This is a genomic window from Saccharopolyspora galaxeae, from assembly GCF_016526145.1.
In the GTDB taxonomy this organism is placed as follows: Bacteria; Actinomycetota; Actinomycetes; order Mycobacteriales; family Pseudonocardiaceae; genus Saccharopolyspora_C; species Saccharopolyspora_C galaxeae.
Genome location: NZ_JADDUE010000003.1, coordinates 200098 through 221474 on the forward strand (window position 1 = coordinate 200098; position 21377 = coordinate 221474).

The 21377-nt window shown below is 70.4% G+C and carries 19 protein-coding genes; 10 read left to right on the top strand and 9 right to left on the bottom strand.

What is annotated here, in order from left to right; genetic code table 11:
- Positions 1-2: 2 nt before the first annotated feature.
- Both INP57_RS08635 and INP57_RS08640 read right to left on the bottom strand, forming a co-directional pair.
- A complete protein-coding gene (locus INP57_RS08635; protein ID WP_200069574.1) occupies positions 3-767 on the bottom strand; it encodes an HpcH/HpaI aldolase family protein in 765 nt (254 codons plus the stop codon).
- Positions 768-1012: 245 nt separating this feature from the next.
- Positions 1013-1888: a LysR substrate-binding domain-containing protein gene (locus INP57_RS08640; RefSeq protein ID WP_200069575.1), complete on the bottom strand. Its 876-nt coding sequence runs from the start codon at positions 1886-1888 to the stop codon at positions 1013-1015.
- Between the two features lie 251 nt (positions 1889-2139).
- On the opposite strand from INP57_RS08640, the gene INP57_RS08645 reads away from it, so the two are divergent.
- Both INP57_RS08645 and INP57_RS08650 read left to right on the top strand, forming a co-directional pair.
- Positions 2140-3735: an aldehyde dehydrogenase (NADP(+)) gene (locus INP57_RS08645; protein ID WP_200069576.1), complete on the top strand. Its 1596-nt coding sequence runs from the start codon at positions 2140-2142 to the stop codon at positions 3733-3735.
- A 269-nt stretch (positions 3736-4004) separates the two neighbouring features.
- Entirely contained in the window at positions 4005-4184 is a 180-nt protein-coding gene (locus INP57_RS08650) for a hypothetical protein (RefSeq protein ID WP_200069577.1), read from the top strand.
- Between the two features lie 28 nt (positions 4185-4212).
- Here the strand turns inward: INP57_RS08650 and INP57_RS08655 are convergent, their stop codons facing one another.
- Complete coding sequence (locus tag INP57_RS08655; protein WP_200069578.1) at positions 4213-4932, bottom strand: GAF and ANTAR domain-containing protein; 720 nt, start codon at positions 4930-4932, stop codon at positions 4213-4215.
- Between the two features lie 225 nt (positions 4933-5157).
- The gene (gene fgd, locus INP57_RS08660; RefSeq protein WP_200069579.1) at positions 5158-6165 is read right to left on the bottom strand and encodes a glucose-6-phosphate dehydrogenase (coenzyme-F420); all 1008 of its coding nucleotides are present in this window, start codon (positions 6163-6165) and stop codon (positions 5158-5160) included.
- Between the two features lie 367 nt (positions 6166-6532).
- Here fgd and INP57_RS08665 point away from each other — a divergent pair, with 367 nt between their 5' ends.
- Positions 6533-7459, top strand: coding sequence for a PfkB family carbohydrate kinase (locus INP57_RS08665; RefSeq protein ID WP_200069580.1), 927 nt, complete (start codon positions 6533-6535; stop codon positions 7457-7459).
- A gap of 121 nt (positions 7460-7580) precedes the next feature.
- Here the strand turns inward: INP57_RS08665 and INP57_RS08670 are convergent, their stop codons facing one another.
- Together INP57_RS08670 and INP57_RS08675 are read right to left on the bottom strand one after the other, a co-directional pair.
- A complete protein-coding gene (locus tag INP57_RS08670) occupies positions 7581-8939 on the bottom strand; it encodes an MmgE/PrpD family protein (protein ID WP_200069581.1) in 1359 nt (452 codons plus the stop codon).
- A gap of 211 nt (positions 8940-9150) precedes the next feature.
- Positions 9151-9876, bottom strand: a complete 726-nt coding sequence (locus INP57_RS08675) for a FadR/GntR family transcriptional regulator (RefSeq protein WP_200069582.1) — start codon at positions 9874-9876, stop codon at positions 9151-9153.
- A gap of 220 nt (positions 9877-10096) precedes the next feature.
- On the opposite strand from INP57_RS08675, the gene INP57_RS08680 reads away from it, so the two are divergent.
- From INP57_RS08680 to INP57_RS08700, 5 genes are all read left to right on the top strand, one after another.
- Positions 10097-10633, top strand: coding sequence for a MaoC family dehydratase (locus INP57_RS08680; RefSeq protein WP_200069583.1), 537 nt, complete (start codon positions 10097-10099; stop codon positions 10631-10633).
- Entirely contained in the window at positions 10630-11859 is a 1230-nt protein-coding gene (locus INP57_RS08685) for a CaiB/BaiF CoA transferase family protein (RefSeq protein ID WP_200069584.1), read from the top strand. Before INP57_RS08680 ends, INP57_RS08685 begins: the two co-directional genes overlap by 4 nt.
- Positions 11844-13010 carry an acyl-CoA dehydrogenase family protein gene (locus INP57_RS08690; RefSeq protein ID WP_200069585.1) on the top strand — a complete coding sequence of 389 codons (1167 nt, stop codon included), beginning with the start codon at positions 11844-11846 and terminating at the stop codon, positions 13008-13010. Before INP57_RS08685 ends, INP57_RS08690 begins: the two co-directional genes overlap by 16 nt.
- 57 nt (positions 13011-13067) lie before the next feature.
- Positions 13068-13586: a hypothetical protein gene (locus INP57_RS08695; RefSeq protein WP_200069586.1), complete on the top strand. Its 519-nt coding sequence runs from the start codon at positions 13068-13070 to the stop codon at positions 13584-13586.
- A gap of 61 nt (positions 13587-13647) precedes the next feature.
- Positions 13648-14280 carry a DUF305 domain-containing protein gene (locus INP57_RS08700; RefSeq protein WP_200069587.1) on the top strand — a complete coding sequence of 211 codons (633 nt, stop codon included), beginning with the start codon at positions 13648-13650 and terminating at the stop codon, positions 14278-14280.
- A gap of 47 nt (positions 14281-14327) precedes the next feature.
- Here INP57_RS08700 and INP57_RS08705 read toward each other — a convergent pair whose 3' ends face one another.
- Positions 14328-15062, bottom strand: coding sequence for a class I SAM-dependent methyltransferase (locus tag INP57_RS08705; RefSeq protein WP_200069588.1), 735 nt, complete (start codon positions 15060-15062; stop codon positions 14328-14330).
- A 316-nt stretch (positions 15063-15378) separates the two neighbouring features.
- Here INP57_RS08705 and INP57_RS08710 point away from each other — a divergent pair, with 316 nt between their 5' ends.
- The gene (locus INP57_RS08710) at positions 15379-16917 is read left to right on the top strand and encodes a hypothetical protein (RefSeq protein WP_200069589.1); all 1539 of its coding nucleotides are present in this window, start codon (positions 15379-15381) and stop codon (positions 16915-16917) included.
- Positions 16918-17058: 141 nt separating this feature from the next.
- On the opposite strand, the gene INP57_RS08715 is transcribed toward INP57_RS08710, so the two are convergent.
- Together INP57_RS08715 and INP57_RS08720 are read right to left on the bottom strand one after the other, a co-directional pair.
- Positions 17059-17535, bottom strand: coding sequence for a (2Fe-2S)-binding protein (locus INP57_RS08715; RefSeq protein ID WP_200069590.1), 477 nt, complete (start codon positions 17533-17535; stop codon positions 17059-17061).
- Positions 17536-17591: 56 nt separating this feature from the next.
- Positions 17592-19898 (bottom strand): molybdopterin cofactor-binding domain-containing protein, encoded by a 2307-nt coding sequence (locus INP57_RS08720; protein WP_200069591.1) that lies wholly within the window; start codon positions 19896-19898, stop codon positions 17592-17594.
- Positions 19899-20163: 265 nt separating this feature from the next.
- Here INP57_RS08720 and INP57_RS08725 point away from each other — a divergent pair, with 265 nt between their 5' ends.
- Positions 20164-21363, top strand: coding sequence for a PucR family transcriptional regulator (locus INP57_RS08725; protein ID WP_200069592.1), 1200 nt, complete (start codon positions 20164-20166; stop codon positions 21361-21363).
- Positions 21364-21377: the final 14 nt, after the last annotated feature.

A 21377-nucleotide genomic window follows, 5' to 3' on the forward strand; every position in this document is an offset into this window, starting at 1 on the left:
GCTCAGCCGCGCGACGCCGTGTCCAGATGCGACTTGGCGACCTGCTGGAGGTGCTCGACGTCGCTGGAGACGCTGGCGAAGGTGAACCCTTCCGCCAGCCGCCGCGCGGCCGTCGCGCCGTCCGGGGTGTGCATGCCCACCGCGATCCCCGCGGCGTCGGCCGCGGTGCGGATCCGGGCCAGCGCCGCGTCGAAATCCCGTTGCACCGCGGGATCACCGGGGTACGCGGCACCGACGGCCAGCGACAGGTCGGCCGGTCCGATGTAGACGGCGTCGAGCCCGGGCGTGGCGCAGATCGATTCCACGTTGGCCAAGCCCCGCGCGGTCTCCACCATGGCGAGCACGGCCACGCTCTCGTCCGCTTCCGCCGGTTTCGGCCCGATCCGCAGTCCCGAGCGCATCGGTCCGTAGGAGCGCACGCCGTTCGGCGGGTAGCGGGTCGCGGCCACCGCCGACGCGGCCTGCTCGGCGTCGTCGACCAGCGGCACGATGATCGCGTCCGCCCCGGCGTCCAGCGCACGGCAGATCGAGGTCGGGTTGTTCGAGTCCACCCGCGCCACACCGGCCGACCCGCCCGCGGCTTGCACCGCGATCAGCCCGTTGAGCAGCCCCTGGTAGCCGAACAGCCCGTGCTGGCCGTCCAGGCAGACGTAGTCGTAGCCGACCAGCGCGAGCCTTTCGACGGCCGCGGGCGCGTCCAGCGTCACCCAGTAGCCGAGCGCGGGCTGCCGGGAACGGATCTTGCGCACGAAGTCTGCGGCGGCCATGCGGTCCCCTCCATGTCGAGTCCGGCGCTGCTCGCCGATTGTAGGCACGGCGCGCGGGATGTGGCGCTGCTCCGAACCGGTTGAGCTTAACGTCCAAGTTGGACAGTCGGTTTCGCTAGCCTGCGGCGGACGCCGGTCCGCACCCGGTGACGACCGCGCGCTCGAACCCGCAAGCCGGACACATCAATTACGTCCACAAAGGACACTTTTTCCGATGTGCGGTGCCGCTGCGCCGAACGCCCGGGTCACAGCAGCCCGAGCAACGCCCACAACGCCGGGTTGTCGTTGGCCCGCCGCCACCCGAGGTGCAGCTCCACCGGCTCCGGCTCGGGCAGCCGCACCGGCCGCAGCACCACCCCCTCGAACCGCAGCAACGTCGCCGTCGATGGCACCAGCGCCAGCCCCAGCCCCGCGCGCACCAGCGCCAGCACCGTGTGCACCTGGCTGACGTGCTGGGTGTAGTGCGGCGTCACGTGCGCCTCGCGGAAGATGCTGACCAGCAGCTCGTGGAAGTAGCGCGCTTCGGTCGGCGAATACATCACCACGTCCGCGCCGTCGAAATCAGCGGGGCTCAGCGGTTCCGAACCGTTCGCCAGCGGGTGACCGGCGGGCAGCGCGGCCAGCAGCGGCTCGGTCACCACCCGGCGCGAGTCGAGTTCCGGCCGCGTGATCGGCGGTCGCATCAGGCCGAGGTCCAGCGCTGCGGAGGACAGCATGTCGAGCTGATCGCGCGTGACCAGCTCCCGCAACGCCACGTCCACGTGCGGCAACCGGTCCCGGGCCGTCTCCAGCACGCCGCCGAGCAGGCCGTACGCGGACGTCGCGGTGAACCCGATGCGCAGCGAACCGGCCTCGCCCGCAGGAACCCGCCGCACCGCCAGCGTCGCGTTCTCCGCCTCGTGCAGCAGCCGCCGCGCGTCCCGCAGGAAAGCCTTGCCCGCCGGGGTCAGCCGCACCGCGCGGCCGCCGCGGTCGAACAACCGCACCCCGATCTCGCGTTCCAGCAGCTGGATCTGGCGGCTCAGCGGTGGTTGGGTCATCCGCAGCCGCTCCGCCGCCCGGCCGTAGTGCAGTTCCTCGGCGACCGCTACGAAGCCGGCGAGCTGGTTGAGCGTGAACATGCCTTGCCGCCTCACTGATGCGCATTCCGCAAGAGTCGATGCGCGGTGGGAGTTGGACACGCATCAATACCCGAATCTAGTGTTCGGGTCGACATCGACTGCGCGCGGTCGGCGCTCGTGACGGATCAAGAGCTGTTTCACCAGCGGCGTCAGCCGCTTGTGGTTCGGGACTCGACCGGACCGCCGGCGGGTTCCGCCAGGTGACCCGCTACGCAGACCATGTTCGAACACTTCTTGGGAGGACTCACCGCATGACCACGGTCGGCACCGAACTCACCGGGCGGATGCTCATCGCGGGCGACCCGGTGCCCGGCGGCGGCGAGCAGATCCGCGCCGTCGACCCCGGCACGGGTGCTCAGCTGGACCCCGCCTACGGCTGGGGCGGGCCTGCCGAGGTGCAGCGCGCGTGCGCCGCGGCGGAAGCCGCCTTCGACACCTACCGCGCCACCACCCTCGAGCAGCGCGCGGTGTTCCTGGAGACCATCGCCGAGAAGATCGAGGCGATCGGCGACGCGCTGCCCGAGCGCGCGCACGCCGAAAGCGGCCTGCCGATGGGCCGGGTGACCGGCGAACGCGGCCGCACCACCGGGCAGCTGCGGCTGTTCGCGCAGGTCGTGCGGGAAGGCGGTTTCCAGGGCGCGCGGGTGGACCCTGGACTGCCGGACCGCTCCCCCGCGCCGCGCCCGGACATCCGGCAGCGCAAGATCGCGCTCGGCCCGGTCGCGGTGTTCGGCGCGAGCAACTTCCCGATGGCGTTCTCCGTCGCGGGCGGCGACACCGCTTCCGCGCTGGCCGCGGGCTGCCCCGTGGTGGTGAAGGCGCACGACGCGCACCCCGGCACCTGCGAGCTGGTCGGGCGGGCGATCACCGAGGCCGTGTCCGCGTGCGGGCTGCCCGCCGGAACGTTCTCGCTGCTCTACGGCTCCGGGCCGGAGCTGGGCACGGCGCTGGTGAGCGATCCGCGGATCCAGGCGGTCGGCTTCACCGGCTCGCGCACCGCGGGTTTGGCGCTGCTCGCCGCTGCGCAGCGGCGGCCGCAGCCGATCCCGGTCTACGCGGAGATGAGCAGCATCAACCCGGTGTTCCTGCTGCCCGGCGCGCTGTCCGAGCGTGCCGCCGAACTGGGCAAGGAGTTCGTCGGCTCGCTGACGCTGGGCTCCGGCCAGTTCTGCACCAACCCCGGCCTGGTCATCGCGGCCGACGGCCCGGAACTGAAGAACTTCCTGGACGCGGCGGCCGAAGCGGTCGCGGCTTCGGCGCCGACCCCGATGCTTACTCCCGGCATCGCCCGCTCCTACGCCGAAGGCGTCTCCGCGCTCGCCGACCGGCCCGAGATCCAGGTGCTCGCGCGCGGGCAGGAGTCCGACGCACCGCAGTCCTGCCGGGCGGCGCTGCTGGTCACCGACGCCGATGACTTCCTCGGCGCGGACGGGCTGGGCGACGAGGTGTTCGGCTCGTCGTCGCTGGTGGTGCGCTGCCGCGATGCCGAGCAGGTCCGCGCGGTGGCCGCCGCGGTCGAGGGGCAGCTGACCGCGACGGTGCACGCGAGCGCCGCGGACTCCGCGCAGGCGGGCACGTTGCTGTCCACTTTGGAGCGCAAGGCGGGCCGGATCCTGTTCAACGGCTGGCCGACCGGCGTCGAGGTCGGGCACGCCATGGTGCACGGCGGACCGTATCCATCCACTTCGGACTCACGGACGACCTCGGTCGGCACGCTGGCGATCGATCGCTTCCTGCGTCCGGTGTCCTATCAGGACGTTCCGCCGGAGCTGCTGCCCGGCGTGCTCGCCGACGGCAACCCGCAGGGCGTCTGGCGCCGGGTCGACGGCGAGCTCGGCAAGCACTGAGGGGTGCTCCGGCAAGACCCGCGGTGGCGGAACCGCAGCGGCTCCGCCACCGCGCGTCGCGCCGGTGGCGGGCGAAGAGCTTCGTCGACATCCCGCTCGGCTCAACCGCCACATGCACATCGGTGCGCCCCGGGGAACACATCTTCCGGCGCCGGGAATTCCCCGGCCCGCTGATGACGTTGACCGGGACAGGCGGTTGAGTGCACAGCGGCCTGACGTCAGATTTTGGCGGCGTTCGCCGTCGCCGGAAAGCACGTTAGGAGGTCGCAATGGCCTCGCGAACCCATCCCGCCGACCCGCAGCTGGCCCCGACGCTGAGCTTGGAATCGCAGCTGGCCTGCGGCGTCTGCGGTCACCACGCGCTGACCGAGTCCGCCGACCACGACCGCGCCGACGATCCCCGCGACCGCTTGATCTGCCAGATCTGCGGCGCGCATCGACTGGTGTGACGCGCGGGCGTGACGTGCTGGGATGAGTTCAATTGCTCTGCGGCCGGGAGGCGCCGCCCGGGTTCTCGTGCTCGGCCACGACCCAGGCGGCGACCTCGGTCAGCTTGATGTTGGACTGCTGCGAAGCCCGCACTAGCAGGTCGAACGCCTGCTGCGCACCGAGGCGGTGCTGGCACATCAGCAGCCCCTTGGCCTGTCCGATGGCGTCCCTGGACGCCACCGACTCGCTGAGCTGCCGATGGTGCCGCGCCCCGGACAGGGCCAAGGCCGCGTGGGCGGCGAAGACTTCGCCGATGATCTGGGCCTCGTCGCCGAACCGCACTTCGTGGTCGCCGTAGAGGTTCAACGCGCCGAGCGTGTCCTCCTGGACGAACAGCCGGAACGAGATCATGCTGCCGATCCTCAGCTCAGCGGCGCGAGCCGCGAACCGAGGCCAGCGCGTTTCGGCGTTCATGTCATCGACGACGACGGTTTCGCGCTGCCAGATGGCGTCCACGCACGGCCCCTCGCCCAGCTCCTGCTGCGCCTCGTCGCACTGGCGCACCATTTCGTCCGTCGGCACTCGCGCGCTCACCTGCTTGCGGTAAACTTGCGTGATCCCTCCGGCCCAGACGCCCGGCACGGTGTTGACCGCGGTCTGCACGATCGCGCCCAGCGTGTCCGTCTCGTTCGTCTCCGCTTCCAGATTCCTGGCCAGCGTGCTCATCACGCTCGCGAGTTCGTGGCGCTGACCATCCCCGTAGTTCATGACCCGGTTCCTTCGCGTGCAAACGGCCGAGCGAGCACGTGGTGCCGAACCCGCACGACCTTGGCCGAGCCGGCGTCCGGATGCGCGACTCAACCCAACCGACGGTTCGCCACAACACTCTCGGTCAACACCTGCGACCGCAACAGTGCAGGACTCCGCGTAGTCGAAGTCGACCACTGATCGCGACTCCGGGCGACGCAGCGAGCACGCTGCGCTATCGGTTGCTCAGGACGTCAGGTCGCGGATGCGGGGCACGACCTGCTCGGTGAAGGTCCGCAGGAACCGCGACTGGTCCGAGCCCGGCGCGTGGAACACCAGGTGGTCGAAACCGGCATCCAGGTACGCCTTGATCTGGGTCAGCGCGTCCTCCGGGTCGGAGGCCACGATCCACCGGCTCGCCACCTGCTCGATCGGCAGCTCGTTGCCCGCGCGCTCCATCTCCGCCGGATCGTCCAGGCTGTGCTTGACCTCGGCGGGCAGCGCCAGCGGCGCCCAGAACCGGGTGTTGTGCAGCGCGGTCTCCGGGTCCGGGTCGAACGAGAGCTTGATCTCGATCATCTTGTCCAGCGCCGCGGAGTCGCGGCCGCTCTTGGCCGCCCCCTCGGAGACCGCGGGCAGCAGCTTGTCGGTGTAGAGGTCCATGCCCTTGCCGCTGGTGCAGATGAACCCGTCGCCGACGCGGCCGGCGTACTTCGCCACCATCGGCCCGCCCGCGGCCACGTAGATCGGCACTCCGCCGTCCGGCGCGTCGTAGATGGTGGCGTTCGCGGTGCGGTAGTACTCGCCTTCGTAGCTGACCCGCTCCGAGTTCCACAGCGTCCGGATCAGCTCGACCGATTCCTTGAGCCTGCGGAAGCGTTCCCTGAACTCCGGCCATTCGCGGGCGGTGACGGCGGTCTCGTTGAGCGCCTCGCCGGTGCCGATGCCGAGCATCACCCGGCCCGGGTAGAGGCTGCCGAGCGTGCCGAACGCCTGCGCCACCACCGCGGGCTCGTAGCGGAACGTCGGGGTGAGCACGCTGGTGCCCATTTGGATGCGGGAAGTGCGCTCGCCGACCGCGCTCATCCAGGACATCGCGAACGGCGCGTGACCCTGGTTGTGCCGCCACGGCTGGAAGTGGTCGCTGACCATGACGCTGTCCAGGCCGCGCTGCTCGGCCTCGACGGCGAACTCGACGAGGTCGCGCGGCCCGAACTGCTCGGCGGACGCCTTGTACCCGATCTTGATGCTCATGTCTGGTTCGCTTACCTCACCCATCAAACGGTCGCTGGGACGTCGTGGCGCTCGTCGTCGCAGGGCGCGTCGGCGCACCCGGGCGGAGGCGATCCACCGGCGGCGCCGCGATCGTGCGCACCGCGGCTCGTCGCACCGTGCCGGTGCGCGCCAGTCGTCCCCGCACAGTCGTACCGGATCGGTCTAGATGCCGGCCGCGCGGGTCGGCTTGCGCGGCGGCGGCCGTAATCGAGCGAGCACGCACCGTGCTGCGCGGGCGTTCGGCTAAACTCCGGCCGGGGACATTCGACCGTCCATTTCGGATTATTCGACGGAATTCCGGACGGTTTCGGCAATACCGGCTCTCGACGACGTGAGGTACGGCTACATGGCGGCCAGCGACAGCACCGAACAGCCCATCGGCAGGGTACTGGTGGTCGGCGCGATCAATGTGGACTACGTCGTGACCGCGCCGCGCCTGCCGCGCCCAGGCGAGACCGTGGTCGGCGATCAGGTCGAGCACTACGGCGGCGGCAAAGGCGCGAACGCGGCGGTGGCCGCGGCCGCAGCGGGCGCGCGGGTGCGACTGGCGGGCGCGGTCGGGGCCGACGACGCGGGCAGCGGAACGCTGCGCGATCTGCGCGAGCACGGCGTGTCCGTGGACGACGTCGCGGCGCTCGACGACCGCACCACCGGCTCGGCGCTGATCGTGGTGGACCACGCCGGGGAGAACCAGATCGCGGTGGGCGCCGGGGCGAACTACGGCGTCACCGCCGAGCACGTCGGCAACGTACTGGACTCGGCCCTGCCCGGAACCGGATGCCTGCTGGTGAGCACGGAGATCCCGGCGGAGGCGATCCGCACTGCGGTGCGGCGCGCGGCGAGCGCGGGTGTGCCGTGCGTGCTCAACCCGGCACCGGTCGTGCCGGAACTGGCCGAGCTGCTGGATGCCGCGCCGCTGCTGACGCCGAACGCGAGCGAGCTGGGCGAGCTCACCGAGCTGTGCTCGACCTCCCCGGAGGGCGACGACACCAAGGATCACGCCCGGGCGCTGGCGCGGCTCACCGAACGCGAAGTCGTGGTCACCCTCGGTGGCGAGGGTTCCATGCTGGTGCACCCCGATGAACGGGTCCGGCGTCTTCCCGCGCCGGAGACGACGGTTCGGGACACGACCGGCGCGGGTGATGCGTTCAACGGCGCGCTCGCCGCGCACCTCGCGGCGGGATGGGAGGTCGCGGCCGCGGTGGAGCTCGCGACTGCGGCGGCTTCCCGGTCGGTGGCGACGGTCGGTGCGCGGCCGCGGACTTCCGGGTGAGAGAGCCGGAGCGCCGCGTCTTCAGCTGAGGTGCCGCGGGTTCAGGACCCAGCGGGTTCGGGACTGATGCTGAACCGTGCAGCCGCCGCTGCTCGTTGCGGCTCTGCGAGCGCCGGGCTGCTCACCCGGCGCGCAACGCTTCGGCGAATTCGCTCGCGCTGCCACCGTTCCCGAGTGCGAGCACGTGCCGCATCGTGTCCTTCGCGTCCGCGCCGAAGTTGTCGGTGAACTTGGCGCGGATGTCCTCGTGGGTCAGCGGGCGTTCGGCGTGCCCGCGGTTGACGTCCTCGCGCCGGGTGAGCTTGCGGCCGTCCCGCAGCAGGATCTCCACTTCGCCCGAATATGCCTGCGGGAAACGGCTTTCCGGGTCGTCGGCGATCTCGACCAGCTGCGCGAGCCGCAGGATCTCCGGGTCCGCCAAGGAATCCGCGGCGAACTCGGCGAGCGTGAGCCGTCCGCGCGCCAGGCAGGCCCCGGCGATGAACGGGAGGCTGAACTTCGCGTCGTAGTCGTCCTGCGGGCGGCGCTTGCGTTCGATCGGATCGCAGACCGCGGCGGCGGGCGTTTCGTGGATGCGGCAGCGCACCGAGTCCACTTCGGACGCTTCGATGCCTGCGGACTCGCGCAGCGCCAGGATCGCGTCGGCGAAGGCGTGCGTGAAGTGGCAGCTCGGGTACGGCTTGACCGCGGTGTCCAGCAGTTCCCAGCGCTCGCCCAGCCCGTCGAGTGCGTCTTGCGCGTCCCACTCGGAAGTCTGCAGGTGCGTCGCGTACAGGCCGTGGCGGCCTTCGTAGACCTCGGGCGGGCCGGGCCAGCCGGTCGCGGCGAAGGTCGCCGCGGTGATCGCGCTGTTGGCCGCCCAGCCCGGGTGCAGCCGCTTGGTCCACGCGCCGTCGGCCAGGAACTCCAGCAGGCCCGAAGCCATCGAGCCGACGATGCGCTGCGACTCGGCGATTCCGTCCGCGCCCGCTCCGGCCAGTTTCGCCGCGCTCACCGCGGAACCGAACGCCCCGGCCACACCCGTCGGGTGGAACCCGGCGGCGTGGAAGCCGCCGCGGGCGACCTTGCCGACGCGGGCGCTGATCTCGACGCCGAGCACGTAGGCCGCGAGCAGCTCCTCGGCGCTGCGGCCGTGCTTGATCGCGGCGGCGATGCTCACCGGCAGCGCGGAAGCCGACACGTGGGTCACCGCGGGCATGTGCGTGTCGTCGAAGTCCAAGCCGTGCACCAGGATCGCGTTGAGCATGGCGGCTTCCCGCGGGGCGAGCCGGTCCGGCAGGCCCAGCACCGGCTGCTCGCCGGGGCCGAGTTCGGCGACCGCGCGCCGGGCGTTGCGGGCGAAATCGTGCTCGGTGGCGGCGAACGCGACGCCGACCGAGTCCAGCGCGAGGTGCCGCGCCCGCTCCAGCACCTCGTCCGGGATGTGCTGGGCAGTGGTGCGGGCGGCGAAATCGCCGAGCACGTCCGCGATGGCGGGCATGGCGCCTCCATGGCTGTCGGACCAGCGGGCCGGACCGGGTGGTCTCGCCGTTGACGACCGCCGGACACCATCAGTCTGCAAGCCTCGCCACGACACCCACAAGACAAACGTCAGACTTTTCCGAGCGAGCTTTCCGAGTGAACGGCCCGCTCGTCCAATCTATTCAGTCGAACAGTCCGTTCACTCGGGAAGGAACCGGGAGACGGGGAGGTCAGTCCTCCATGCGCTCGTAGAGCGGGCGCAGCGCGAGGAGGTGTTCGCGCACCAGCTCCTCGGCCGCGTCGGCGTCGCCCGCGGCGACCGCCTCGTGCACGCGAGCGTGCTCGGCGTCGATGTCCTCCCACACCTCCCGCGCCACCCGATCCCGGTGCAGCCGCGTGCGCAGCACCGCGTTCACCGGCTGGCACATCATCCGAAGCAGCGGGTTGCCGCTGGCCGCCACCAGCGTGGTGTGGAAGTCCCAGTGCACCGCGAAGCCCTCGTCCGGATGCAGGTGCCCGGTCTTCTCCGTCGTTTCGCGGAGTTCGGCGAGATCCGCGACGTCGGCGCGCTCGGCGGCGAGCCGGGCCGCGGGCGGTTCCAGCAGCAAGCGGGCTTCCAGCAGGTTGTCCACGCTCATGTTCCGCGCGTTGACCAGCAGCCCGAGCGTGCCGCCGAGGTGCTCGGCGACCGCTCCGGCGTCCGGGGCGGCGACGAAGCTGCCACCGGTCACGCCGCGGGCGGTGTCGATCAGGTGCTGGCTGGCCAGCAGCCGCAGCGCCTCGCGCACGGTGGAGCGGCTGACCCCGAACATGCCGCCCAGCTCGGATTCGCTCGGCAGCTTCGCCCCGGAGGGCAGCGCGCCGCTGACGATCTGGTCCCGCAGCTGCTCGGCCACCTGCCGGTAGGCGGCCTGCACCGGGCGCACCCGCAGCTTCGCGCCGTCGTCCGCCGTCATCTCCGCCCCCCGGTCGGTCGGTGTCGACCCAGCGTACGACAAACCGGACCGCTCGGAGCAGACCACGGCAGCAAAATGTCAGACGTATTGCGTGGCGAGTTCGCCCGGACGCATACTCCGGGAACTCCGGCGAATCGGGGGGAACTCCGGCGAATCGGGGGAACTCCCGGCGGCGCACCGGCACCGCCGGGCGGGCGAAGGGCGAACAGGAGGTGCGGCGGTGACCGTGCACGAAGCTCAGCAAGGGCGCTTCTTCGAGGACTTCGCCGTCGGCGACGTCTACCGGCATCCGCTGGGGCGCACCATCAGCGAAGCGGACAACACCTGGTTCACGCTGCTGACGATGAACACCCACCCCGCGCACTTCGACGCGAACTACGCCGCGCACACCCCGTTCGGCAAGGTACTGGTCAACTCCGGGCTGACCATCGCGATGCTGCTCGGGCAGAGCGTGCGCGACATCAGCCAGCGCGCGGTGGCCAACCTGGCGATGACCAACGTTGCGCTCACCCACCCCGTGTACGTGGGCGACACGCTCTACGGCGAATCGATCTGCACCGGCAAGCGGGAATCCAAGTCCAAGCCGTACGCGGGCCTGGTGAACGTGCACACCCGCGGGCTCAACGCCGAAGGCGACGAGTGCCTGTCGTTCGACCGCACGGTGTTGATCTACAAGCAGGCGCACGCCGCGGAGATCGACTCCTTCCCCGCGGCCAAGAACGGCCCGCTGTCGCTGGAAGCCGGAGGTGCCGAATGAGCGGGCTTCCGTTGCAGGACGTGCGGATACTGGCCGTCGAGCAGTACGGAGCGGGACCGTTCGGGTCGGTGCACCTCGCCGACCTCGGCGCGGAGGTCATCAAGGTCGAGGACCCGCGCTTCGGCGGCGACGTCGGCAGGCAGACCCCGCCGTACGCCGAAGGCGGCGACTCGCTGTTCTTCGAGGCGTTCAACCGCAACAAGCGCTCCGTGCTGCTGGACCTGACCAATCCGCAGGGCCGGGAGGTCTTCGAGCGGCTGGTCGCGGTCAGCGACGCGGTCTACTCGAACCTGCGCGGCGACGTGCCGGAGAAGATGCGCATCCGCTACGACGACCTCAAGCACCTCAACCCGCGGATCGTGTGCTGTTCGCTGTCCGGGTACGGGATGACCGGGCCGCGCAGCGAGCAGCCCGGCTACGACTACATGTTGCAGGGCCTGGCGGGCTGGATGTCGGTGACCGGTGAGCCGGACGGGCCGCCCACCAAATCCGGACTGTCCATGGTGGACTACTCGGGCGGACTCGTGGCTGCGCTGTCGATGCTCTCGGCGATCCACGGCGCGCGGCGCGACGGTGTGGGCTGCGACTGCGACGTGAGCCTGTACGACACCGCGATCGGGATGCTGACGTACTTGGCGACCTGGCACCTCAACCGCGAATTCGAGCCGAAGCGCACGCACCACTCGGCGCATCCGAGCCTGGTGCCGTTCCAGAACTTCCCGACCGCGGACTCGTGGATCGTGATCGGCTGCGCGAAGCAGAAGTTCTGGGAGAAGTTCGTCGAAGCCATCGGTTCTCCGGCGTGGGCGGCCGAATCCCGCTTCGCCACCCCGGCCGAGCGCTACGAGAACTCCGCCGAGTGCGTCCGGCTGATCGAGCGGGAACTGGCCGGGCGAAGCACCGCGGACTGGCTCACGGCCCTGGAAGCGGCCGGTGTGCCGTGCGCACCGATCAACACCGTTCCGGAGGCGCTGCGCGAAGAGCACACCGCTGCGCGCGGCATGGTGGTGCGGACCGAGCATCCGAGGTTCGGGCAGGTCGAGCAGGTCGCATCTCCGGTGCGCGCGGGCGAACCGCGCGCCGAGCACGACCGCGCGCCGCAGCTGGGCGAGCACACATCATCCACTTTGGACGATCTGATCGGCGTGGACGCGGCGGAATTCCGCAGGCTCGCCGCCGGAGGCGCTTTCGGAGCGGAAGGAGACGCGCCGTGGACTTCGAGCTGAACGAGGAACAAGCCCAGTTCCAACGGGTCCTGCGGGACTTCGTGGACGCCGAGATCGTGCCGGTCGCCAAGGAGTGGGAGCAAGCCGACCGCTACCCCGCCGAGATCATCGACAAGATGGCCGAACTCGGGCTGTTCGGACTGCTGGTGCCCGAGGAGTACGGCGGGGTCGACGCGGACTTCGTGACGTTCACCCTGGTCTTCGAGGAGATCGCGCGCGGCTGGATGGGCATCGGCGGCATCCTCGGCAGCCATTCGGTGTCCACCTGGATGCTCGCCAGGCACGGCACCGAGCAGCAGAAGCGGAAATACCTGCCGGAGCTGGCGACCGGCGCGCGGCGCACCGGCATCGCGCTGACCGAACCCGACGCGGGCACCGACCTGCAGGGCATCCGCAGCACCGCCGAGCGCGACGGCGAGCACTACGTGCTCAACGGCAGCAAGATGTGGATCACCAACGCGCGGCACGCCGACCCGCTGCCGGTGCTGGTCAAGACCGACCGCAGCGCCGAGCCCGCGCACCGCGGCATGAGCGTGCTGCTGGTGGACGCCGATGCGCCCGGTTTCACCGTCACCAAGGACATCCCGAAGCTCGGCTACAAGGGCACCGAGTCCTGCGAGGTGGTGTTCGAGGACGTGCGGGTGCCCGCGGAGAACCTGCTCGGCGGGGTGGAGGGGCGCGGTATGCAGCAGGCCCTTTCCGCGCTGGAGACCGGCCGGTTGAACATCGCAGGGCGCAGTCTCGGCATCGCGCAGCGCTCCTACGACGAGGCGGTGGCCTACGCGGGCGAGCGCGAAGCGTTCGGCCAGGCCATCGGGCAGTTCCAGGCGATCCAGCTGCGGATCGCGGAGATGGCCACCCGATTGCAGGCCGCGCGCCTGCTGTCCTACTGGTCGGCGAGCAAGCTGGACCGCGGTGAGCGGGCCGACCTGGAGACCGGCATGGCCAAGCTGCACGCCTCCGAGGTCGCGTTGCAGGCCGCGCAGGAATCGATGCGGGTGCACGGCGGGTACGGCTACTCGAAGGAGTTCGAGATCGAGCGGCTCTACCGCGACTCGATCCTGATGACCATCGGCGAAGGCACCAGCGACATCATGCGCACGGTGATCGCGAAGTCGCTGCTCGCGGGCAAGGGGAAGGTGGGCTGGTGACGGTCGGGCGCCGTCCGGTCCGACGGGTTGCGCCAGGCGGTCGTTAGGCTGGGAGGCGTGCGTGGTCGGTCAAGCCCCGGCCGGTGGGTGCTGCTGGTCGGGCTCGTGCTCGGAGTGTTGCTGATGCATCACGTTCCGGCGGGGCACGGTGGGCACGGCCAGGTCGACGGGCATGCCGCCACGGCTTCCCAGCAACCCTCGGCTCCGCAGCAACCGTCGGCTTCCCAGCAGCACACCGTGACTTCGCAACAGCACGCCGTGGCCGGTGCGCACGCTCGCACAGCCGCTGAGCACCGAACCACGGTCAACGCCGCGACCGATCAGCACGGCCTGCACGATCCCGCGGCTCGCGCCGGATCGATCGATGCGATCCCGGCGCCGCAGCACGATCCGCTGCACCTGTGCCTGGCGATCCTCGCGGGGATCGCCTCGGTGTTGCTGCCGCTGCTGGGCAAGGTCTCCCGTCCGGTCGTGCCCGTTCCCGCGCCGCGGCGGGGAATCGTGCGGGCGCGGCCGCGGGCGCCGCCGAGTCCGGTTCCGCGGCGCCTCGCCGTTCTGTGCGTGCTCCAGCGCTGATCAGCGCCGCCTCCTTGGAGAGGTTCCGCGAGCCGCAGCAGATCGACGAACGAGGAACACCATGAACAAGCGAAAAATCGCCGCCGCACTCGGCGGCCTGGCCGCTGCCGCCGCGCTGACCGGCTGCGGCGGAGGCGCTGAGCACGCGGGTCACGGTCCCGCCCCCCAGGGCCCTTCTGCGCAGCAGGAGCATTCCGGGCAGCAGGACCACTCCGCGCAACAGGCGGCCGCCGCGCCCGCGGACATCACGTTCGCGCAAGGCATGATTCCGCATCACCAGCAGGCGGTGGAGATGTCCCGGCTGGCCGAGCAGCGCGCAGGCGCACCCGAGGTGCGGGAGCTGGCAGGCAAGATCGAGGCCGCGCAGGGCCCGGAGATCGACACGCTCACCGGATGGCTGCGCCGGTGGGGCGCTCCGGAAGGCGGGCATTCCCAGCACATGGGCGCTTCCGGGCACGCCGGGATGGGCGGCATGATGTCGCCGCAGCAGCTGGACGAGTTGGCGGCGACCAACGGCGTCGAGTTCGACCACCGGTTCCTGGAGCTGATGATCGCCCACCACGAGGGCGCGGTGCGGATGGCCGAAACCGAACTCGCCCGAGGCAGCGCGCCGGAGGCGAAGAAGATGGCCGAGAACATCGTGCGCACCCAGCGCGAGGAAATCGACACGATGCGCGCCTTGATGGGCCGCTGATCACCCGAGGCCGGTGCGGGTCCTGCCCGCACCGGCCAATCGGTGGACTAGCGGACCCGCGCGGTGCAGAGGAAGAACGAAGCGCTCACCGGACGCGCGTAGTCCGGCAGCAGCGGGTCGAACCACTCCCCGACCTCGAAACCGCCTGCGCGCAACAACTTCTCGGCCTTCTCGGCGGTGAGCCCCTGCCAGTTCGGCGTGGCGCGCCCGATTTGGGCGTAGTCCCGTGCGAGCCGCCGGAGAAAACCGTGGTCCGCGCCCGGTTTCAGCGAGTTGAGCGCGCGCCGCGCGTCCATCCCCCACGTGTGCCATACGCCGTCCGCCAACAGCACGGCACCGTCCGGGCGCAACACCTGCCGCCAAGCGAGCAGCGCGCGCACCGGCTCCGGCAGCGTCCAGAGCACGTATCGGGAGGTCACGAGGTCGAACTCGGTGCCGAGCCGGGTGACGTCGTGCCCGCCGCACTCCTCGAACCGGATGTCGACCCCGCGCCGATCGGCGGCTTCGCGGGCGTGCCCGAGCATCGCCGCGGTCGGATCGACCGCGGTGACCTGGTGGCCCAGCTCGGCGACCAATGTGGACAGGAAACCGGTTCCGGTGCCCACGTCCAGCACCCGCAACGGTTCCTGCCGGTGCGGGAACGCCGCGCGCAACGCCTTGTCGCACACCGACTTCCACGCCGCGCGCTTGTCCTCGGGGTAATGCCGGTAGAAGTCGTCGTAGGCGGCGGCCCGCCGCGTCCAGTTGCCGCGCACCGCTTCGATCGCCCGTTCACCGGTCACCGGTACCTCCCTCGTCGTGGCGGTGACCAGCCTGAGCGTTCTCGCCAGTGATGTGCAACTGCGCGGATGTCACATGTTCTCCGCCGCGACATCGCAACTTGCGCACGCGGTGATCTGCGTGCGGCGGCCCGCCGCGGTCGGTTCGCACGCATGACTTCGACCGCCAGATCGGTGACGCCGGCACCGCTTTCGTAGCAACCGGCACAGCCGGACCGCTGACGCCCAGTATTCGCAACTGCCCCGCACGCGGGTTCTGCCCCGACGGTTGCCCTTTAGGACATGCCCCGGCAGGTCCGTTGGTGTGAGGCTCGATCCGATGGGCAATGCGCGGAGCAACGAACCGGAGCGCGAACGGCAGCACGAACGGCCCGGATCCGCCCGCACGGCCCAGCCGCGGGCGATCGGGCCCCCGCGGCCGTCTGCGGAGCTCTCCCCGCCTGACGTCCTCGCGCTGCAACAGCGGCTGGGCAATCGCACCGCGACGGCGGCCGTGCAACGAGCGAGCGCGGTACCGGTGCAAACCGCCGGAGAAAAGCGGAAGGGCGTGGCGGCACCGACAGGTGCGCGGCGGCTTTTGGGAGACCGGCTGAACGCGCAGCAGCTGAAGTCCGATCTGCTGAAACGGCTGAAGAAGGGACCGCTGTTCGACGAGCAGGAGCTCCGGGACATCGAGCAGCAGGAAGCGAACTGGCTGGATGCCGCGGGGATCGGGACTTACCAGGCGGCCCTGGAGTACACGTCCAAGGCCGACTACCACGACTGGCTCCAGCTCGAACCCGGGCAGCGACTGCTCATCGCCACGCTGGAGTTCCGCGGCCGGGTCCGCGACGGCGAGCAGGACAGCCCCGCCTACACCCTCGGCCGCACGTTGCACGCGAACAAGCTGCCCGCGGAGGAACGGGCGCCGCTGCACGCCGAACGGGACCAGCAGATCCGCGAATCCTTCGTGAACACGCTGAACCCGCGGGAACCGTCGGGCGCCACCGCCAGCGACGAGGAGAAGAACCAGGCCCGCGCGCAACAGCTGCTCACCCGGATCTTCTTGATCTTGCAGAACGGTCTGCAGATCAACACCGAGCAGGGGCACATCGACTTCCGCGACGGCGACGTAGCGCGGGCGCTGGCGCACGGGGGACGGGTGAACATCCGCATTCCGTCGCTGTCGACCGGCGGGGCCGGGCGCTTCGAGCTGACGCAGTGGCTGGAGTTGACCGACGAGCAGGGTGAACTCACCAACTCGGTCACGGAACGCGATTTCGCCACCCACTACATGTCGATCAGCAACGACACGGACAAGGGCCAGGGCGCGTTCAAAGAACGCGGCGGGCCGATCGCCTCGCTGCGCAACAAGGTGCCCAGAGACCCCGACGAGCAGGTCAGGCTGATGGGCGTGAACGGGGGTATGGGCGGCTTGCGGCGCTCCGACTGCAACGGTGACGTGATCTTGCCCAACGGCGCGCACGGGCACCTGCTGCTGATCTACACCCCGCCGCGGGAAAAGCGGGCGGGATCCCTCGAAGTCGGGCTGGAAACGCTCGCGCCGCACAACGAGGACAGCCCGGTCGGATACGTGCACAACTGGCGTTCCACGGAGAAGACGAGCAACCCGGAGTCCAGCGTCCACGGCCACAAGCAGGACAAGATCGGTTCGGGCAAGTTGCGGGACAACCAGCGCTACGTGGACCTCGGTGCGTTCCCCCACCCCTGGGCGGAGTTCCTGCGCAAGGTGGAAGAGGATTGGAACGCACTGATGAACGCTGCTCCGCACCCGCAGCAGGAGCGGGAACTGGTCGAACGCCTCGTCGGACCGCGCGGCGAAGGCCGGTTCCCGCATGCGGCGGGCTCGGGCTCCTGAGAGGTTCCGGTCGGTCCGGCGGTGCTCGCGGCCGTTGATCCCTCCTGACGGGGAGCCGCTCCCGCCCGCACAACCGCAGGCGGGAGCGCAACAGCACCCGGGGGTCGACTGCACGCCCGTCGTTCGCAGCCGATGCCGCGATCACATGTTCTGCGCCCCGGACTTGATCGCTTCCCGGATGCGGGTGTAGGTGCCGCAGCGGCAGATGTTGCGGATCTCGTCCAAGTCGGAGTCGGTGATCTCGCGGCCCGCGGCGCGGACCTGGCGGACCTTCGCCACCGCCGCCATGATCTGGCCCGGCTGGCAGTAGCCGCACTGCGCCACGTCCTGCTCCAGCCACGCCTCCTGCATCGGGTGCAGGTCGGCGCCCGCGGTCTCGGGTAATCCTTCGATGGTGGTCACCTCGTCGTCCGGGCCGATCTCGCCGACCGGCACCGAGCACGGGTTGAACGCCTTGCCGTTGATGTGCGAGGTGCACGCCTTGCAGACGTTGATGCCGCAGCCGTACTTCGGCCCGTAGAAGCCGAGCACCTCGCGCAGCACCCACAGCAGCCGCACGTCGTCCTCGATGTCCACTGTGACCTGTTCGCCGTTCAGCCGGAAAGTCTGCTGTGCCAAGGGATTCTCCTCAAACGTGGTGGGGGCGTCGGTTCGTGTGCTGAGAAACCGGGCACTCAGTAGGCGAAATCGAGGCCGTTCGTGGGTGATTGCGGCAGCGGCGGGACCGTGGGCTTCGGCTCGAAGCTCAGCTTGTCGTGGTTGATCGGGAAGCTCGTCGGCATCGTGCCGGTGGCTCGCGCGTACGCGCAGGCGGTCGCGGCCATCGAGGAGGGAACGCCGAATTCGCCCGCACCGCCCGGTTTTCCGGTGGTCGGCGGCATGACGATGATCTCCACCTCGGGTGGTGCGTTCCACTGCCGGGTGTAGAAGTAGTCGTCCCAGCTGCCTTCCAGGAAGGTGCCGTCCTTGAGATGCAGGCTGGAGGTCAGCGCCTGCGCGATGCCGTCGCTGATGCCGCCCTGCATCTGCGCTTCCAGACCGCGCGGATTCAGCGCGAGCCCGGCGTCCACGGCCAGCACGACCTTGGTCACGCGGGGTCCGGTGACGGCGCTGCGAATCTTGCGGTTGACCGTCTCCGGACGGCAGTCGATCTCCACCAGGGTCGCCGTGGCGCCCTTGTACTCCTTGTGCACGGAGATGCCCTGCGCGGTGTCCGGCGCCATTTCCCGGCCCCACTGACCGGCTTCGGCGACCTTGTCCAGCACGGCCAGCAGCCGCTCGTCGTCGATGAACTCGCGCCGGAACTGGTAGGGATCCTTGCCCATCTTCGCCCCGAGCTGGTCGACGATGAGCTCCTGCGCGGTGCGCACGTCCGGGTTGAACAGGTTGCGGTTGCTGCCGGTCGGGAACGTGTCGTACTGCATGATCTCGTTGAGCAGCTGCGTTGTCGCGCCGAACTTGTAGGGCACGCCGACGGTCAGCTCGAACACCGGCACCGAGAACCCGGCGAAGTTGCCCAGCCCCAGCGGTGGCAGCCGGGCTGCCATCGAAGTGATCGCCTCGGCGAAGCCCATCGTGTAGTCGGTGGCCACGCTGGTGTGCCGCTGCTCGAAGGTGAGCACCTTGTCGCCGGAGTAGCTGGCGCGGATGCGCGAGGTGCACATCGGGTGCGTGCGGCCCTGCCTGCATTCGTCGGTACGGTGCCACATCAGCTTCACCGGCTTGCCGATCTCGCGAGAGATCTCGACCGCTTCCAGCACGACGTCGTTGAACATCCGGCGCCCGAACGCGCCGCCGCCCTGCTGGACGTGCACGGTGACCTTTTCCTGCGGCAGCCCCAGCTTCTTCGCCACCTCCTGCTGGCACAGGATCGGCGACTGCAGGCAGGACCAGATCTCGGCGCCGTCCGCGCGCACGTCGGCGACCGCGGTGTTCGGCTCCAGCGCCGCGTTGTTGCGGAAGTGGAAGGTGAACTCGCCCTCCACGGTCTCGCCGACGTCCGGCACCACCAGCGGGATCTCCGCGGCCTTGATCTTCTCCAGCACCGTCTCGTCGGACTCGCCGTCCACAGTGCCCGGTCCCCAGCGCACCGACAGCGCGTTCACCGCGTCGATGCACTGGCCGAAGGTCGCACCGCGCACCGCCACGCCGGTGGAGATCTGCGCGACGTCGGTGATGCCCGGCATCCGCCGCACCTCGTCCAAATTGGACACCGAGTCGACGGTTCCCTTGATGGTCGGCGGGCGGCAGACCATCGTGGGCAGCGCGTCGGGCACGTCCAGGTCCATGCTGAAGCGCTTGCGCCCGGTCACCGCGTCCCTGGCGTCGATGCGGTCGTGCGGCTTGCCGACGACGCGGAACTCGGACTCGGGCTTGAGCACCGCCTCGACCTGCTTGGTGACGTCGCTGGCCGCCTTCTCCGCCAGCTCGCCGTAGGGCAGCTGGGTACCGGCCACCGAGGTGATCAACCCGGCCTTGCTGCCGAGCAGCCCCACCGGTTCGCCCAGCTCCGCCGAAGCCGCCTGCAACAACCGGCCGCGGGCGATGGCCGCGGCCACCCGGATCGGCGTGTACATCGAGATCACCGTGTTGGAACCGGCGGTGAACTGGTTGAACAGCAGCTCCGGACGGGCGTCGGCCAGCGTGACCCGCACCTTCTCCACCGGCAGGTCCAGCTCCTCGGCGATGAGCATCGCGGCCGTGGTGGTGACGCCCTGGCCGCTTTCCACCCGCGGCATCTCGAACGATGCGGTGCCGTCCTGGTGCACCTGCACCGAGATGAGGTTCGAGGTCGGCATCGCCGCCTCGGTGAGCAGGTCGTTGAGGTCGTAGGCGTCGGAGGGTTCGGGCAGCGCAGCGGCCGCCTCGGCCGGCGAGCCCAGCTGCGCGGCAGCCGCCACGGTCGGCGCCGCCAGCAGCAGCCCGAGGAAGCGGCGGCGGTCCACCTGGCCGGCGGATTGTTGCGAACTTCGTTGTTCCATCGGTTTTCCCCGCGCCGACAGCCCCGGCCGCTGGCCGGGCCGATCGGCGTTGATCGGCGGCTGGGTCAGTGCCTCATCTTGAGCACGACACCGGTGCCGATCGAGGACAGATCGCCCACCGATCCGGCGCGGATCTTGTGCGGATTGCTCCAGACCGGCGCCCGGACGGCTCAGCCGGCGTTGGCGCGAGTGGTGGACTCGACGCTGATCACGTGACTAGCCTCTCCTGGACAAGTGCCGCCGAGGGTCGCAAAGGAGCGCGCTCATGGTCGACACAGCCGATCGCACGCTCGCCGCCTTGGCGAGCACTTCGCTGCCGCGTGCGCCGCACCTGGCCGACGACCTGGTGGAACAGGTGTGGGGCGATGTCTACACCCTGGACGGCCCGGTCCCCAAGGACGACCTGCGGCGTTCCTGCCAGGACAACATCGAGGGCATCCTGACGACGCTGGCCGGCACCGGCCCCACCCCGGAGCAGCTGATGCGCGCCGCGCGCGCCACCGGGAGTCGCCGCGCCCACCAGCACTGCCCGCTGGAATGGGTGCTGCACGCCTGGCGGCTCGGCGGGCAGGTGATGTGGTCCGACCTGGCCGAACGCACCGGCGCGGAAGGCCCGGAGCAGCTGCGCGGACTGCTGGACTCGGCAGGGCGGCTGTGGAGCGTGACCGAGCGCTTCTGCACCGAGATGGCCGTGAGCTACCACGCGCAGGAAGCGCACGGCGGCACGGACCTGCGGATGGCGACCATCATGGACGCGCTGCTGGACGGCCGGGCCTCCGAGGTGCGCACCGAGGCCGAACACCTGCTGGACCTGGGGCGCGGGCGGCGGTTCGCGGTGGCGGTCGCCGAAACCTCCGGTGAGCGCCCGGTCTCGCCGCAGCGGATCACCAACGCGTTGCGGCGGCGCGGCATCACCTCGGCCTGGCGGCTGCGCACCGGCTGCCAGGTCGGCATCGTGGCGTTGCACGACACCGAGCCCGGCGAGATCGCCACGATGCTGCGGGAGTTCGCGGTCGCACGCGTCGGCATCTCGTCCGCGCTGACCGCGCTGCTGGAGGTCGGCGCCGGTTACCGGATGGCGATGCTGGCGCTGAGCACGCTGCCCGCGGACCGGCCGGGCACGGTGGCGCTGGACGAGTGCCTGCCGGACGCGCTGGCGCTGAGTTCGCCGGAGCTGGCCGACCGGATGGTGGACGTGACCTTCGGGCCGGTGCTGGCGCTGCCCGCGGCCGAGCGGGACGAGCTGCTCACGGCCGTGTCGGTGTGGATCCGCTCGGCCGGTTCCACGCTGCGCGCCGCGAAGTCCCTGTTCTGCCACCGGAACACGGTGCTCAACCGGCTGCGCCGGATGGAGTCGCTGACGCACCTGGACCTCAGCGACGTGACGGTGTGGCCGCAGGTGCTGCTGGCGCTGTCGATCCTGCGCCGGGAAGGCCGCGTGCCGGAGCAGCTCGACACGCGCTGAGCAGGCCGCTCGGC